Below are 15915 nucleotides of genomic sequence, written 5' to 3' on the forward strand. Positions count from 1 at the left end.
CCTTACTTTGTGTATATATCTGTAATAAATTTTATCACTTTATCTTTTAAAGGTAAAACTTTCATAAACTTTTTCTTGAGTTTTTCAAACTGTTCTTTGTATTCTTGATATTCTGGCTCTTTTACTAAAAGTTCAAGTTGGTCTATTATGTCGTTTGCTTCTTTAAAGTTTTTCTTCTCAATTAACTCTTCTGCAGCTTCTATAAGCACAGGTATATATTTAGGTTCTATTTTTAGGTTGTAATCTATTTGTAGTCCTTTTATAAAGTTCTCAGCTGCTTGGATTTTTTTACCTTCATTTAACTGTTTCTTTGCAAGTTCAAAGTGGTATTTAGCCATGTCTAAAAAGTATTCTATCTCTTCTGGAACAAGTATAACGGCTTTTTTTAGATTTTCTATTGCATCTTCATAAAGTCCTAAATGGGCTAAAGAGTGGGCTTTGTAAACGTATGCATCTACAAAATACTTGTTTTTTTCTATAACCTTGTTAAACTGTTCTATGGCTTGCTGATACTTTCCTGCGTTGTAAAATATTTTTCCTAATGAGTAGTAGTACCTGTCATCTCCTTCTTGTCCTGATATTTTATTAAGGTATTCCATTGCTTTCTGGTCGTTTCCGTGCATAAGCTCTATTTGGGCTAAAAGTGAGTAGGCTTCTTTTATTTTGGGGTCTATCTTTACAGCTTCTTCAAGGTCTTTTTTTGCTTCTTCAAACTCTCCTTTTTGGATGTAAACTTTTCCCCTTTCAAAGTAAGCTTCTGCATAGGTAGGTTTTAGTCTTATAGCTTCTGAAAGGTGAACTATTGCTACTTCAAGGCTTTCTTGGTTTAGATCATGGGTTGCAACCTTCCCTCTCCAAAAGTGAACTTCTGGAATGTCAGGATTAAGAAGAAGAGCTTCATCTAAAAGAGTGATAGCCATCTCAAAATTTTCATTTTCATAGTGGTAGATGGCTTTGTTAAGAAGATGGTAAGCTTCACCTGCTGAAGTCATAGTTAATGCCTCCTTACTTTTGTAGTTTTATATAAGATAACACATTTTTATGTTAAAATTTAAGTTAAATGGGAAAGTCTTTTAAAGAAAAAGTCTTAAACAATAAGTTTGTAAAAATTTTACTTAAAGTATCTATAGAAACCTTTTTCGTAGTGTTTCTCTTTTTTCTAATAGTTTTAGCTGTTTTTTATGTTATATCAAGTTATCAGGATATACTGAAAAAGTTTGGTATTTACGTTGAAGATAATTGTAAAGTAGAAGAAGGTAGATTAGTATGTAGTTTTATACACATTACAGATAAAAAAGAGTTCGATGTAAAACTTGAAAATATTAATGGGGAGTTTAATTTTTACAATTTTTTAAAATTTAAACCTATTGTTAATCTAAAGGTAGATAAACTTACAGGAAAGTATATAAATGATTTGACAGCTCCCCCTTCTGAAAGTTTTAAGTTTATATTTCCTCTATATCTTTTTACATCGTATGTAAATCTTGATTTAAAAGATGGAAACTTTTTTGTGGAAAATGTAGAAAAAGGTTTAAACTTAGATATAAAAAATATATCCCTCTACAACAACCAAAATCTTGTCTATCTTAAATCTCAGCCAGCTTTAATACTTATTAAAGACAGTAGTCGCTACAACCTAACCCTTACATCTATAGGAAGCTATCAATTAAAAATTCTTCCTAAAAAAATGGTTGTTGAAAATGTAAAACTTTCATACGATTCTATCTATTTAGATGTAAAAAATATTTCTCTTTTTGAAAATAAAGTTATTAATCTATCAGCAAGTTTAAATACTCCAAGTTATTCTTATAATAATATTAACTTGTCGGGATTGAGAGCGGACTTAAACCTTAAAGTTAAAAAGGATACAGACTTAAAATTTAATGGATTTTTAACTCAGCTGAATTACCAAAACACAAAACTTTTAAACAGTAAATTTAAAGGAGAAATTAATTTTAAAGAAGGAAAGTTAGACGGTGAAGCTCAGGTTAATATAGAGTCTCTACTGTCAGAAGGTATTGAACTTAAAGATTTGTCCTTATTTACTGATATAAAAGATAAAGACGGGCTTGTACTAAAAGGAAGGTATGACTTAAAGTTAGCTACTGGAGATTTTGAATACATTGATAAAATCAAAAAATTAAACTTAGAAGCTGACATCCCTTCAATTAAAAAAGTTTTATCCGTTTTACCGGTAAAAAAAGATGAAATCTTAGATTCATTAGACGGTAAACTTACCCTGTCAGCTGACTACTTTATAGATAAAGGTTTTTCAGATATACAGGTTAATTCTAAAAACTTTACAGTCTTAGGTCTAAATTACGATTCTTTATCTGGAAAAGTGAATATCTCTTTAAAAGATTACTTTATTGACGCAGATTTAAAGGGTTTGAGTAAAAATCAGACTATCAGTGTAAAAGGACGTTTAAAGAATTTTCACGATTTAAAAAATCTATCTTACGATTTTAATCTTAATACAACAAACTTTATCCTTGAAAATCTTTCATACCTAAAAGACATTCCTATAAAAGCTAACTTAAACGCAAGCGGAAGGATTTACGGTGATTCAAGTAATCTACATATAAAACTTAGCGGTAATGCTCAAACTTTCTCTTACGAAGACATAAACCTTAAGAATCTAACATACGATTTTTCTTTTGAGAATGATTTAATTAAAGTTAATGCAAACAGCGGAGAAGCTTTAAAATCTAACCTTACATACGACTTAAAAAATGAAAAACTAAATCTAACTTTAAACGTAAACAGACAGTTTGATCTTACGCCAATATATCCATTTTTATTAAAACACTCTAAGGAAGTTTTTGAAAGAGTACTTCCTAAAACAGCAGAAGGAAGTATTTACATAACATCAGTTAAAAAAGATTGGAACGTAGATTTAAACTTAAACTACTACCAAGCATACTTAAAAGATATTGAGAACTCAATTGAAGGTAATCTGTCAGGAAAGCTAAACGAAAAAGATATAAATCTTACTGTTAACTTTAACAAAGATAACTTAACATTTAAAAACTATACATTAAAAAAGATTATAGGAAATGTAAACCTTCTAAACAAGAACCTTAAATTTTCCTTAAAAGGAGAAGGACTGGAAGGATATAAGAGATTTAACTTATCAGCTTCTGGAAGCTACAACTTAGATAAAGAGATTTTTAATCTGTCTGTATTATCAAACTTAGAAAATGAAAATCTACAGCTTAAAGCAGATTTAAGCGCAGAAGGAAGCCTTAACGACTACAAAGGTAAATTATCTACAATTATCAAAAATCAAAAACAGGTAAATCTTATCTACGATTTTAAAGGAAATAAAGATAGGCTTGTTGCTTACGGTAAAGATGTTAAAATCTCCCATAAAGACTTAAATTTTAATATGGGAGAGTCTATACTCACAGTAAACTTTAACAAACAAGACATTCAAAAAAGCTCTGCTGTGGCTGTTTTGAAAAATATTCTTGTAAAAGAAAAAGAGATAACTTTATTTAACTTCTCCGATTTAAAGATTAACTACTTAGATAAGAAGATTTTTACAGATAAACAGGTCTTTACTGGAACGTTTAAAGGGGTTGTAGAAAAGTTTTTATTTGATTTAGAAAATAACCTTTTAGAGATTGCAGTAAGTGGAGAGATGGATAAAAATTATGTAGCTCAGATTATTCAGTATGTAAACTTAGATGGAAGAGTTAAGTTTGTAATGGCATATAAAGGTAAACCTGAAGACATCCTTGAAAAAGCATCTTTTAAACTCTATGGAGATAATATACGTGTTAGAACACCTTACACTTTAAACGTGATATCATTTGATAAATTTGATATAACCTTAAAAGACAACCTTTTAATAGACATAAAAGGCAGTACAAGGTCATATTACGGAGATAGTAGTATAACAATAACAGGCAAATACAACTTAAAGAAAAGAGAGGGTAATATCTCTATCTTTTCTGAACTTCTCCCTGTAAAGTATGAAAACATATACAACGGTGTTGTCTCTACTAACACTGATATAAAGCTTGTCCAAGATAAAGTTTATATAAACTCTAATCTACTTACAACAGGTAAAGCAAAAGTAGAACCTGAGTATTTTAATAAAGAAGCAGGAAGTAAACCTGAATTTTTAAAAAATATAAATCTTAACTTAAAAGTTTCTACTTTATCACCTATATTTATGGAAGGAAGCTGGGGAAGGGCTTACGGAGAAGGGAGATTTGATGTAAAGGGAACTGCAGACAAACCTATAGTTAACGGTAATTTTAGAATTTCTTACGGTAAGGTAGACTTTCTCAAAAACAAGTATAACATTGATTTTATAGATGTAAAACTTACAGACAGTAAAACTTACGTAAACGGAAAACTGTCAACTAATGTAGCAGGTATTTACATATACGTTAACGTATCTGGACCAGCTGATAACTTAAAGTATGACTTTTTCTCTACTCCACCAAAATCAAAAGATGAGATACTATCTTTACTGCTTATTAAAAAAACTCCTGAGCAACTCGCATCATCTGGACTTTTTTCTGTAGTTGGAAACGTGGCAAAACTACTTGTACCGTTTAAAGCTTCAGGGGAAGAAGAAGAAGGACTTTTTGGAACAGGATTTAACGTAAATGTTTTGCCAACGTACAACCCTGTACAAGGTATTACTTTTAGTGTTTACGTTCAAAAATACCTTACAAGGAAGATATACTTAGGTTTTTCAAAACCTCTCTCTACTACAACTATTATAAACCAGTATGGATTTTACGAAGGAGGATACAGACTAACAGAAAGAAGTTCCTTTGTTTTAAGACTGTACGATAACAAAGCAAAATCAGTAGATTTAACCTTTACCCTTCCTTTTGATTTTTAAAACCTGTTTTTTAACATAGTTTTTTAGACTGTAAAGATTGTAAAATCTTTTAAAACCCTTAAAGGAGTATTGGTTGAAGCTTATAGAAACTGATTTAGTTTTTTATTTTCAATACGATGGCAAAAAGTCAAGAGATTTTGGATATGTTTTTAATGTAGGATTACCAAAGGGAGAGTCTGAATACTTTTTAGCAACAGAAGAGATTGTAAAAGACAAAATAGATTATCTAAAACATCTAAAAAATGTAAAGTGGGCTATTTACGATAAAAATTTTGAAAGAAAGACAGATTACCACAGCTGGATACATACAGCTGGACTGGTAAAAGGCCAATCAATTTACTATAAAGTTGAAGAAGGTGGTAAAGAAGCTCTCTTTACTTTACAAGGTCAAAAGACAGAATTCTTTGAAAAGATAAGAGATAGAGGAGCTCTTACAGGAGAGAGTAATTACTTTTGGGGAAAGAAAAACGGGAAGTTTGCTATTTATGATGTAAACACTGGAGAAAAACTTACAGAGGATTTTAAGTCATCTGTTTTAGCAGGAGTAATTCTAGGAAGAGGGACTTACTTTGTAGGAAGTTATGGAGAGGAGATTTTTTACATATTTGATTTAAAAACTGGAGAGAGATTGACAAAAGCCTTTGATGAGCATAAACTTATTGAGATTTTAAAACATGGAGATTTAGAAAGAGCGGTAGATGAGATTGGAAAGTAGAAAGTTAAAGGTGGCTTTTGCAACCCTTGGCTGTCGTATGAATCAGTTTGAAACATCCGCATTGGAAGACCAGTTTAGCTTAAAAGGGTATGATATTACGGACTTTGAGTCTGTTGCTGACATATACATAGTAAACACCTGCACCGTTACAAACGATGCAGATAGAACCTCAAGAAAAACTTTAAGACAGGCAAAAAGAAGAAATCCTAACGCTATCGTCGTTGCAACAGGATGTTATGCTCAAGTCTCTCCCCAAGAACTTGCGAAAATACCAGAGATAGATTTAGTTATAGGAAATTCCCATAAAACAGCTGTTTTAGAAATTGTAGAAAATTACATAAATGAAAAGTTTGAGAATAAAGTCTTTATAGACAACATTTTTAGAGAAAACGACTTTAAAACATTCTTTATATCAACCTTTTACGAAGGGTCAAGACCTATACTAAAAGTCCAAGAAGGTTGCAACAGTTTCTGCTCCTTTTGTATAATCCCTTTTGCAAGGGGAAAAGTAAGAAGTGCAAAGATACAGGATATTGTTAATCAAGTTAAATTCCTTGTAGACAAAGGATATAAAGAGATAGTTTTAACAGGAACCCAGCTGTCTCAGTTTGGATACGACCATAAAGAAGGTTATCTTTTAGACCTTTTAAAACAGCTTGTGAATGTTGAGGGACTTTATAGGATAAGACTTTCATCTATGGGAATAAACGAGCTTGACGATTATTTAATAGACTTTTTAACAACCCAAGAAAAAATAGCTCCACATTTTCACCTGTCTATCCAGTCAGCTGACGACAGAGTGTTAAAAGATATGAAAAGAAACTACTCAGTAAAACAGTATGTAGAAAAGGTTGAAAAGATTTTAAAAAACAGACCAGACACAGCTATCGGGACAGATATAATAACAGGCTTTCCTACAGAAGATGAAACAGCATTTAAAAACACTGTAAAAAATGTAGAAGAGATACCATTTGCATACATTCACGTATTTACCTACTCTATGAGAGATAACACATCAGCAGTAAAGTTTGGAGATAGAGTTTCACCTCAAGTTAAAAAAGAGAGAACAAAGATACTAAGGGAGATAGGAGAGAGAAAAAGTATAGACTTTAGAAAGAAGTTTTTAGGTAAAGATATGGAGTTTTTAATCATAACGGAAAAAGAAGATTACAAAATAGGACTTACAGGAAACTATATCCACGCGAAAATAAAAACAGACCAGCCTTTAAACTCAATAGTAAAATCTAAACTTACAAAAGTAGGCTATGAAAGAGAAGATAATTTAGCTACTATAGGAGATAGCTATGCCGATACTAACTAAAGATGAGGAGATAAAGAATATTTTAGAAAGTAGCAAAAATGTTGCAGTTGTAGGCATATCAAATGACCCATCTAAACCAAGTTATTTTGTAAGCGAAGTGGTTAAATCTTACGGCTTTAAAATGTACTTTGTAAACCCTAAATACGAAGGGCAGGAGATTTTAGGAGAGAAGGTTTACAAATCAATACTAGATATTCCAGACGAGATAGATATTGTAGATGTTTTTAGAAGGCCTGCAGATGTTGTTTTTACAGCCGAGGAAGCATTAAAGAAAGGTTTTAAAACATTCTGGTTTCAACCTGGAACATATAACCCAGAAATTGCAGAAAAGTTATCAAATTTAGGTTATAACGTTATTTACGATAGATGTATGAAAGTAGAATGTCAAAGATTACTAAGAAAGTAGGAGATGAAAGATGGCTATAGATAAAAATAAGATTGAGCAAGCAATTAGATTGTTTTTGGAAGGAATAGGAGAAGACCCAAACAGAGAAGGTCTTAGAGATACACCTAAAAGAGTTGCAAAAATGTGGGAAGAGTTTGAAAGCCACGGAGAGTTTAATATGACCGTATTTGAAGATGTAGGAAGTTATGATGAGATGGTTGTTGTTAGGGATATACAGTTTTTCTCATTTTGTGAACATCACTTATTACCATTTTTTGGAAAAGCCCACGTTGCATACATACCTGATAAAAAAGTTTGTGGGTTGTCTAAAATAGTTAGAGTTGTAAATAAATTTTCATACAGACCTCAGGTTCAAGAAAGACTAACAGCAGAAATTGCAGAATTCTTAGAAAAAGAGTTGCAACCAAAAGGAGTTGCTGTTGTAATGGAAGCTATTCATTTGTGTATGGCTATGAGGGGAGTAAGAAATCCAGATTCAGTTACAGTAACAAGTAAATTGACAGGAAGATTCCTTGAATGTCAAAAAACAAGGGAAGAATTTTTAAACTTGATAAACTCCCATAAAAAGTTATAATTGTTAAATAAAAAATTTGAGAGGTATTAAAATGCTAAACGATAAAGATTTAATGAAAAATCCTTTTATGACAAATGAAAAATTTGCACAGCAGTTTGACTTTCTAAAAGAAGAAGGAGAGTTTGACAGAATACTAAAAATTCTTACAGTTCCTTCAAGAAGTGGAATATATCTATCAAGATTTGATATTAGAAATATAGGTTTAACTTTGGGAGTTGATGTTCCAGTTAGAGAGAGAAGAGAGATGTTAAAAGACCTTTTTTACTACTCTAAACAGATAGACAAAATGAAAGAATTTTTAGATTTACTAATTCAGTACACAAACTCAAAGATAAACCAGTATAGAGAGCTCCAAGAAGCCTTCCCAAAAACAAGTCAAATAATACAAGGATGGATTGATAAAGCAGAAAAGTTAATTTCATTTATAGAAAACCTCAAAAGAGAAATTGATATATACAAGGCAGTTTAATGCTTGGTATAGATAGGCTTTTACAAAAGATTTTTAGTAAGAAAAAAGAAGAAGATTTAGACCTACAGATTAAAGAAAACTACATACATGGTCTTATATTTTATAACTCATACTTTGATATTCTATCAAAAGCCCTTCCAAGAGGCTCTTTCTGTTTTATAGTAGGAGGATGGGTAAGAGACAGACTTATCAACAGACCACTTGGAAAAAATATAGACATAGACTTTATAGTAACAGCACCTCCAATGGAAGTAGCAAAAAATTTAAAAAAATACATAAACGGCTCTATCTTTCAGTTTGAGAAAGAAAAAACAGTTGTTAGCTTCATCTTTCAAGAGAACGACTACAACTACAGATTTGATTTTTCTTACCTTGATATATCAGACATTATCTCATCTGATTTAAGTTATGAAGAAAAGGAAGAAAAAATATTAGATAGACTAGTTCAAGACTTACTTAGTAGAGATTTTACTATAAATGCAATAGCTGTTAACTTTGATGATACTTCTGGACTCAGTGCTTCCCATACTACCCTTATAGACCCTTCAAACGGCTTTAAAGATATTCAAGAAGGTATTGTAAGACCGATATCTTTAGAGAATATAGTAAAAGACCCAGTAAGAATACTCAGAGGATATAGACTTTCATTAGAGTTAGACTTTAAGTTAGATAAAGAGTTTGAAAAGTTTGTAAAAAATAATGTAGACCTTTTAGAAAAAAGCCCAAAAGAACGTATCAGAGATGAACTTCTAAAAATAGTATCAAATGAAAACTCTTACTCTACATTAGAAAAACTTAAAGAAAATAAAGTTTTATCAAAAGTAGTTTCTCAAGGCTTAGAAGAACTGTCAACCTACAAAAATGTAGAAGAAATCTTAAAAAAAAACTTGATTTTATAGATGAAAGACTTAAAGAAGATTTTGGAAAAATTTACTTTTATCAAAATTTTACAGATATAACCTTTTTAAAGTTAAACGCACTTTTGTTTAACCTTGATGAAAATGAGTTTGAAAAAGTGTGTAAGGAGAAATTACTTCTACCAGAAAAACCATTTAAGTTTATGAAGAGTACAAGGAAGGCAGCTGTAGAAATTTTAAAAGGTCAGTATAGAGACTTTTTTCAAATGAACCTTTTTTGGTATAATTACAAAGATGTGGCAATTTATAGTTTTATAATGGTTTTAGCTGTTAAATCTCAATTTAAAGACTTTATTCTCAATATCCAAAAACATTATTTTGAAAATTACTTAGGTAAAGTGGTAGATGAACCCCTTTTATCAGGAAGTGAGATAATGAGAATTTTAGATTTAAAGCCTTCCAAAGAAGTAGGAATTATAAAAGAAAAATTAATTTTAGCTCAACTTAAAGGAGAAGTAAAAACAAAAGAAGAAGCAATACAATACGTAAAAAATTTTTGTAGGAGGTAGAAACATGAAAAGATTATCAGTTGTTGCAATGGTAGGATTACTACTTGGTTGTAGTCAAGTTCAAAAGGTAGAAGTACCAAAAGAGAAAGAACAGAAAATAGCTCAAGTAGGAGAAGAAGCTTCTATGAAACTTCTTAAAGGTTTAAGAATGGAGCTGATGAATGCTATGCAGAAAGGAGGTCTTGATGAAGCTGTAACTGTATGTAACAAAAAAGCTATGGAAATTACTTCTCAAGTAGAAAAAGAAACAGGATACTCAATGAAAAGAACTACTTTTAAGTACAGAAATCCATCTAATGCTCCTGATAAATACGAAGCTGAAGCTCTAAAATACTTTGAAGAAAGCATAAAGCAAGGTAAAATGCCATCTTACTACATTCAGGCGTTAAACGAAAATGGAAAGGTTGTATATAGGTATTACAAACCTTTAAAAGTTGAAGGGGTTTGTTTAACATGCCACGGAGACCCTAACCTAATGGATAAGAAGTTGTTAGAAAAAATTAAAACTCTTTATCCTAACGATAAGGCTGTAGGATATAAAGAAGGTGATTTTAGAGGAGTGGTTAGAGTAACTATTCCAGCTGATAAAATATAGTGTATAGGGGGCTTTAAAGCCCCCATTTATGTCAAATAATTACTCTTCTATTACTTCTGTAACTAATGCACCAGATGGACACTCTTCAGTTACTTCGAGAACTCTTTGAGCTAAATCTCCTTCTATGATAGCACCATCACCACCTACTTCTGCTTTAACTTGAGCTATACCGTCTCCAGAATCTTCATATACTTCTGGAACTTCATCATAGCAAAGAGCGCATGCTGTGCAGAGATCTTTGTCAACTGATACTTTTACCTTCATAACAAACCTCCTGTAATAAAATTTATTAGGCTCAAATAGTATAACCCAATCTATGCCAATTTTCAATTATAACAATGTTTAAATATTTGAATTATATAAGTCTAAAAACTCTTTCTTAAATATTGAAAAACTTTCATTTTTTATAGCGTTTCTTACATCTTCCATCAATTTTAGATAAAATCTTAGATTGTGTATTGTTCCTAAAATGTAAGCCGTTATTTCTTCAGCGTTGTAAAGGTGTCGTAGATATCCTTTTGAAAAGTTTTTACAGGTATAACAATCACATAAGGGGTCTACAGGAGTATCGTCAAATTTGTACTTTGCTGATTTTATATTTATCTTTCCAAAGTGGGTAAAGAGTGTTCCATTTCTACCGTTTCTGGTTGGTATCACACAGTCAAACATATCAATGCCTCTGTCTATAGCTTCAAGAAGGTCTTCTGGAGTTCCAACTCCCATTAAGTATCTGGGCTTATTCTCAGGAAGTAAAGATGTTACCACCTCTGTCATAGAGTACATAAACTCTTTTGGTTCTCCTACAGATAAACCTCCTATAGAATAACCGTCCATATCAAGTTCCACGGTTTTTAATGTACTTTCTTTCCTTAAGTCTTCATACACAGATCCTTGAATTATTCCAAAAAGTGCTTGATTTGGATTTTTCTTGGCTTGTTTAGACCTTTTTAGCCATCTAACGGTTCTTTCCAGACTTTCTTTTGCATACTGATGGCTACAAGGGTAAGGAGGACATTCATCAAGGGGCATCATTATATCACTACCTATAATTTCTTGAATCTCTACTACAAACTCAGGTGTAAAAAAGTGCCAAGACCCATCAAGATGAGATTTAAACTTTACTCCTTCTTCCGTTACTACAACTTGTGCTTTTTGTTTTCCTTCTTTTTCTTTTCCAATAGATAAGGAAAATACTTGAAAACCTCCACTGTCTGTTAAGATAGGTTTTTTCCAAGAAGAAAAGTTATGAAGTCCGTTAAACTTTTTTAAAACCTCTAAACCAGGTCTAAGGTAAAGATGGTAAGTATTTCCCAAAATGATTTGGGCTTTTATATCTTCCTCAAGATGTTTAACAGTAATGGCTTTAACAGTTCCTTGAGTTCCTACTGGCATAAATATAGGTGTTTCTATCTCACCGTGAGGTGTGTATATCTTTCCAAGTCGTGCATTACCTTCTTTTTTTATAAGTTGAAATTTAAACATTCTCTATATTTTGTCCTTTACAGCTTCTAAAGTATCTTCTGGAGTGTAGAAGATTTCTTGATTTCCTGATTTCATCTCTTTAAGTTCGTATTTATCTGATATGAAAACTACATAGTCAGACTTGAGTTTGTCTGCAGTTTTCATCATGGACTTTAAACTTCCCTCTTTTAGTAGAGTTTCTGTTTTTATTCCACTGTTTCTAAGACTTTCTGAAAAAGAAAGTGCTTGGATGTTGTAATCAGGTGTTAGAGGTATTACAGTTATAAGAGGTTTTTCTGAAGGTAAATCTTTTACAAGTAAGATAAGTCTTTCTATACCAGCTGCAAAACCTAAGGCAGGTGTAGGAGGTCCTCCAAGTTGTTCTACAAGGTTGTCGTAGCGTCCTCCTGCTGCTACTGTCCCTTGAGCTCCTATCTGGTCTGTTGTAAACTCAAAAACAGTGTCTGTGTAGTAATCAAGTCCTCTTACCAGTCTTGGATTTTCTACAAAATCTATATTTAAGGCTTTTAAATACTCTTTTAACTGTGTAAATCTTTTTTCTGATTCTTCTGAGAGATAATCTATTATTTTGGGTGCATCTTTTGTTATCTGTTTACAGCTTTCTACTTTACAGTCTAAGACTCTCAAGGGATTCGTGTTTATTCTGCTTTTACATGTTTCACATAGGCCATTTTCATACTGTTTTAAATATTTTATAAGCTCCTGTGTGTAAGTCTTTCTTGATTGGAAGTCTCCAAGAGAGTTTATCTCAAGTTTAAAATCTATTTTTAATTTTTTTAAGATTTTATAAACCATACTTATAAGCTCTGTATCTGCTAAAACGGAAGATACTCCAAATATCTCAGCTCCTATTTGGTGAAACTGTCTGTATCTTCCTGCTTGAGGTCTTTCGTACCTAAACATAGCTCCTTCATAAAAGAGTTTATGGTATCCTCCTTCTGCGTACATCTTTTCTTCTATGTAAGCCCTTACACAGCTTGCAGTTCCTTCAGGACGTAGTGCTACTTCCCTACCACCTTTATCTAAAAAGACGTACATCTCTTTTTGAACTATATCTGTAGCTTCCCCTACTGACCTTTTAAAAAGTGATATATCCTCTACAAAGGGAAGTATTATCTCTTTAAAGTTGTACTTTTCAAAAGTTTCTCTAAATGTGTCAACTATGTACCTATACTTTTTTGCGTTTTCTCCGTAGATATCCTGAAATCCTCTGACTTTCTGTATCTTACTCAATTTATCCTCCACCTACAAAATGGACTATCTCTACTTTATCTCCTTCTTTTAGTTTGTATGTGTTAAACTGATCTTTTGGTATTACATCGTAACCTACAGCCACAGCAATAGCAGGAGATTTTATCTCTAGTATCTTTATAAGGTCTGTAATTGTCAACTCCTCTTTATTAAACTCCTTTTCTACACCGTTTACTATTAACTTCATTTTAAACCCTCACATTCCTATGATGTTATAACCTGCATCTACGTATAATATTTCTCCTGTTATTCCTGAAGCAAGGTCTGAACATAGAAATAGTGCGGCGTTTCCTACCTCTTCTATACTTACAGCTTTTCTTAAAGGAGACCTTTCTATAGCAACCTTTTGAATATCTCCAAAGTCAGATATTCCCATTGCAGCTAAGGTTTTAATAGGTCCTGCAGATATACAGTTTACTCTAACTTTCTTTAACACTCCCAAGTCCCTTGCCAAATACTTAACAGAAGCTTCCAAAGCTGCCTTTGCAACTCCCATAACGTTGTAGTTGTAAACTACTTTTTCAGCTCCGTAGTAAGATAAAGTAAGAAGACTTCCACCTTCGTTTATCACAGGAAGAAACTCCCTTGCTATTGCTGTAAAAGAGTAAACACTTATATCCATAGCTTGTAAAAATGATTGTCTATCTACTTTGTAGTAGTAATCTTTTAAATACTCTTTATTGGCGTAAGCGATAGAGTGGACAATTATATCAACACTTCCCCACTTTTCTTTAACGGTATTTACCAAGTTTGTAATGTCTTCATCTTTTGATACATCACATTTTACAACCAAGTCTGAGTTAAACTCTTGTGCTATTGGTCTTACCCTTTTTTCTATCCTTTCATCTAAGTAATTAAACCCTAAAGTAGCTCCATTTTCGTAAAATACTTTTGCTATACCGTAGGCTATACTTTTGTCGTTAGCTACTCCAAGGATTAATGCTTTTTTGTTCTCTAAAATTTTCACTGTTGTCCTCCTGTAAACCGTAATCAATAATTGATGAGGCTATAAGGTACATAAGTCCTATAGCTATAGCAGTTGATAGGCTTGTTCCACCAGCTCTGACTATCTCCACTGTTTTTTGTCTTTCATCTTGAATACTTTCTTTTATCTGTTTTATCTTTGACTTTGCATACTGGTAATAAAGGTAGTTTCCAAACATTCCTATAAATATAGATATTAAAATATTGGTTATACCTATCACTAAAGGATGGGTTTTCATAACTATCTGTATATATTGAAGTATAAGACTAAACACTATAAAACCAAAGGCATAGGGATACATCTTTCTATAAGCAAACCAAAGAAGTCCAAAGAAAAAGGCTGACCAGTTCCAGCTTATCTTATTTTCTTCTCCTAACTCTTCCCATTTTGCTATATAGTAATCTGCGTTTTTACCTACAAACAGCCGTAGCTCTTCCCTTTCCTCCATCGTCATTTAACTTCCCATAGTTGCTTTTTCGTTTTCGTTGTATATTGCTTCCCAACCTGCAGGTGTTTTAAAGACTCTTATACATTTTATTTTTTTATTTTCATCAAGTTCAAACCAATGTCTTGCTCCCGCTGGTACGACTATCAACTCTCCGGCTTCTACGTGAATATCTACTATATCGTCTTCTATTTTTACAGGGAATATTCCACTACCATCAACTACAAACCTTACTTCATCATCTATATGGTGGTGTTCTCTTTTAAACTTTTCCATAAGTGCATCTAAATTTGGTGTTTTTTCTGATAGGACAACTATATCTTCTGTTATGTATCCCATCCTCTGTTTTAACTCATCTAACTCCGGTTTGTAAGCTTCAATTATTACTCTTTGGTTTTCTTCGTCTATATCGTAATTTTTTCTTACTTCTTCATCGAGTCTGTCTATTCCCCATCTATCGTAAATTACTCCGTACCTTTCTAAAAATGTTTTTATCTCTTCTGGATTTTCTATAACTTTACCACTTTTTCTAAAAACTAACTTTGCCATATATAAACCTCCTTACCAGATATCTTTAGTTGATTTAAATAGTATAAGATTTTTCATAAGTTCAAACATAAACTCAAAGGCTTCTACGTGTCTTTTTGCCTCAAACTCGTTTCTTCCCCAGCAGTAGATACCATGGGTTTTTATTAAGACTGCCGGAACTTTTGGATTTATAACTTTCCCTGTCTCTTGGGCTAACTTGTTTAAATCAAAGTAATTTTCTACTATTGGAACTTCTATCTCCGAGTTTTCTTCCCATATATCTAATGCTTTTATCATCTCTAAATCTTTTATTTTCACTTTTGAATCTTGAGCGTATACGTAAGATATAAAGTTGTTGTTTGGAGTGTGTATGTGGATAATACAACCTGCGTCGGTCTTTTTGTAGATGTAAGAGTGTATCATTGTCTCAGCTGACGGTTTCATTCTTGTTTTTTCTATGGGTTTTCCATCTTTATCAACAAACATAACATCTTCGTGGCTAACTGTTCCTTTGTCTTTTCCTGAGGTTGTAACTGCAAAAATAAGAGGGTCATCGTGAAGTTTGTAGGAAAGATTTCCACTTGTTGCAGGAAACCAGCCTTTGTTGTAGAGTTTTATTTTTAAATCGTTTAAAACGTTTACAGCTCTTTGTTTTTCTTCTTGATAAAGTCTCTCTGGCATAAAAGACCTCTAAGTGCAATAGTAAAAATATATTTTATCATATTATTTATTTTTTATTGGAAAGTAAGATAAAAAACACATCAGACTAACACAAATAATGCTATCATCTTTGAAAAAATCCTACAAGAGCAAAACAGAGGGAAAAAATTAAAACCGACTTATTACTAAAACAC

At 32.0% G+C, this 15915-nt stretch carries 18 protein-coding genes; 9 read left to right on the forward strand and 9 right to left on the reverse strand.

Annotated features, from left to right (window positions below; genetic code table 11):
- Positions 1 to 2 precede the first annotated feature (2 nt).
- Positions 3 to 992, reverse strand: a complete 990-nt coding sequence (locus SULAZ_RS05955) for a tetratricopeptide repeat protein (RefSeq protein WP_012674534.1) — start codon at positions 990 to 992, stop codon at positions 3 to 5.
- Between the two features lie 68 nt (positions 993 to 1060).
- Between SULAZ_RS05955 and SULAZ_RS05960 the strand changes: the two genes are divergently transcribed.
- From SULAZ_RS05960 to SULAZ_RS06000, 9 genes are all read left to right on the forward strand, one after another.
- On the forward strand, positions 1061 to 4864 hold the full coding sequence (locus SULAZ_RS05960) for a translocation/assembly module TamB domain-containing protein (protein ID WP_012673992.1): 3804 nt from the start codon (positions 1061 to 1063) through the stop codon (positions 4862 to 4864).
- Positions 4865 to 4937: 73 nt separating this feature from the next.
- Complete coding sequence (locus SULAZ_RS05965) at positions 4938 to 5579, forward strand: hypothetical protein (protein WP_012674672.1); 642 nt, start codon at positions 4938 to 4940, stop codon at positions 5577 to 5579.
- A complete protein-coding gene (mtaB, locus tag SULAZ_RS05970; RefSeq protein WP_012674245.1) occupies positions 5563 to 6900 on the forward strand; it encodes a tRNA (N(6)-L-threonylcarbamoyladenosine(37)-C(2))-methylthiotransferase MtaB in 1338 nt (445 codons plus the stop codon). The genes SULAZ_RS05965 and mtaB overlap by 17 nt, the downstream gene beginning before the upstream one ends.
- Positions 6884 to 7306 carry a CoA-binding protein gene (locus SULAZ_RS05975; RefSeq protein WP_012675021.1) on the forward strand — a complete coding sequence of 141 codons (423 nt, stop codon included), beginning with the start codon at positions 6884 to 6886 and terminating at the stop codon, positions 7304 to 7306. The genes mtaB and SULAZ_RS05975 overlap by 17 nt, the downstream gene beginning before the upstream one ends.
- Before the next feature lie 10 nt (positions 7307 to 7316).
- Entirely contained in the window at positions 7317 to 7880 is a 564-nt protein-coding gene (folE, locus tag SULAZ_RS05980) for a GTP cyclohydrolase I FolE (RefSeq protein WP_012674414.1), read from the forward strand.
- A 31-nt stretch (positions 7881 to 7911) separates the two neighbouring features.
- Complete coding sequence (locus SULAZ_RS05985) at positions 7912 to 8349, forward strand: hypothetical protein (RefSeq protein ID WP_012673466.1); 438 nt, start codon at positions 7912 to 7914, stop codon at positions 8347 to 8349.
- Positions 8349 to 9248, forward strand: a complete 900-nt coding sequence (locus SULAZ_RS05990; RefSeq protein ID WP_012674832.1) for a tRNA nucleotidyltransferase/poly(A) polymerase-related protein — start codon at positions 8349 to 8351, stop codon at positions 9246 to 9248. The genes SULAZ_RS05985 and SULAZ_RS05990 overlap by 1 nt, the downstream gene beginning before the upstream one ends.
- 83 nt (positions 9249 to 9331) lie before the next feature.
- Positions 9332 to 9775 (forward strand): poly(A) polymerase, encoded by a 444-nt coding sequence (locus SULAZ_RS05995; protein ID WP_012673858.1) that lies wholly within the window; start codon positions 9332 to 9334, stop codon positions 9773 to 9775.
- 4 nt (positions 9776 to 9779) lie between these two features.
- On the forward strand, positions 9780 to 10370 hold the full coding sequence (locus tag SULAZ_RS06000) for a Tll0287-like domain-containing protein (protein ID WP_012675073.1): 591 nt from the start codon (positions 9780 to 9782) through the stop codon (positions 10368 to 10370).
- A 39-nt stretch (positions 10371 to 10409) separates the two neighbouring features.
- Here SULAZ_RS06000 and SULAZ_RS06005 read toward each other — a convergent pair whose 3' ends face one another.
- From SULAZ_RS06005 to SULAZ_RS06040, 8 genes are read right to left on the reverse strand one after another with little or no spacing between them, the layout of a single operon-like run.
- The gene (locus SULAZ_RS06005; protein WP_323145353.1) at positions 10410 to 10700 is read right to left on the reverse strand and encodes a ferredoxin; all 291 of its coding nucleotides are present in this window, start codon (positions 10698 to 10700) and stop codon (positions 10410 to 10412) included.
- Between the two features lie 12 nt (positions 10701 to 10712).
- Positions 10713 to 11852: a tRNA guanosine(34) transglycosylase Tgt gene (gene tgt, locus SULAZ_RS06010; protein WP_012674188.1), complete on the reverse strand. Its 1140-nt coding sequence runs from the start codon at positions 11850 to 11852 to the stop codon at positions 10713 to 10715.
- Between the two features lie 3 nt (positions 11853 to 11855).
- On the reverse strand, positions 11856 to 13085 hold the full coding sequence (gene hisS / locus SULAZ_RS06015) for a histidine--tRNA ligase (RefSeq protein ID WP_012673456.1): 1230 nt from the start codon (positions 13083 to 13085) through the stop codon (positions 11856 to 11858).
- A 1-nt stretch (position 13086) separates the two neighbouring features.
- Positions 13087 to 13290 carry a sulfur carrier protein ThiS gene (gene thiS, locus SULAZ_RS06020; RefSeq protein WP_012674128.1) on the reverse strand — a complete coding sequence of 68 codons (204 nt, stop codon included), beginning with the start codon at positions 13288 to 13290 and terminating at the stop codon, positions 13087 to 13089.
- Between the two features lie 9 nt (positions 13291 to 13299).
- Positions 13300 to 14070, reverse strand: coding sequence for an enoyl-ACP reductase FabI (locus tag SULAZ_RS06025; RefSeq protein ID WP_012674857.1), 771 nt, complete (start codon positions 14068 to 14070; stop codon positions 13300 to 13302).
- Complete coding sequence (locus SULAZ_RS06030) at positions 14024 to 14542, reverse strand: DUF2628 domain-containing protein (RefSeq protein WP_041675867.1); 519 nt, start codon at positions 14540 to 14542, stop codon at positions 14024 to 14026. The genes SULAZ_RS06025 and SULAZ_RS06030 overlap by 47 nt, the downstream gene beginning before the upstream one ends.
- Complete coding sequence (locus SULAZ_RS06035) at positions 14543 to 15082, reverse strand: 1,2-dihydroxy-3-keto-5-methylthiopentene dioxygenase (RefSeq protein ID WP_012673981.1); 540 nt, start codon at positions 15080 to 15082, stop codon at positions 14543 to 14545.
- 12 nt (positions 15083 to 15094) lie between these two features.
- Positions 15095 to 15742, reverse strand: coding sequence for a methylthioribulose 1-phosphate dehydratase (locus SULAZ_RS06040; RefSeq protein ID WP_012674946.1), 648 nt, complete (start codon positions 15740 to 15742; stop codon positions 15095 to 15097).
- Positions 15743 to 15915 lie beyond the last annotated feature (173 nt).

It is taken from the genome of Sulfurihydrogenibium azorense Az-Fu1, from assembly GCF_000021545.1.
GTDB classification, from domain to species: domain Bacteria; phylum Aquificota; class Aquificia; order Aquificales; family Hydrogenothermaceae; genus Sulfurihydrogenibium; species Sulfurihydrogenibium azorense.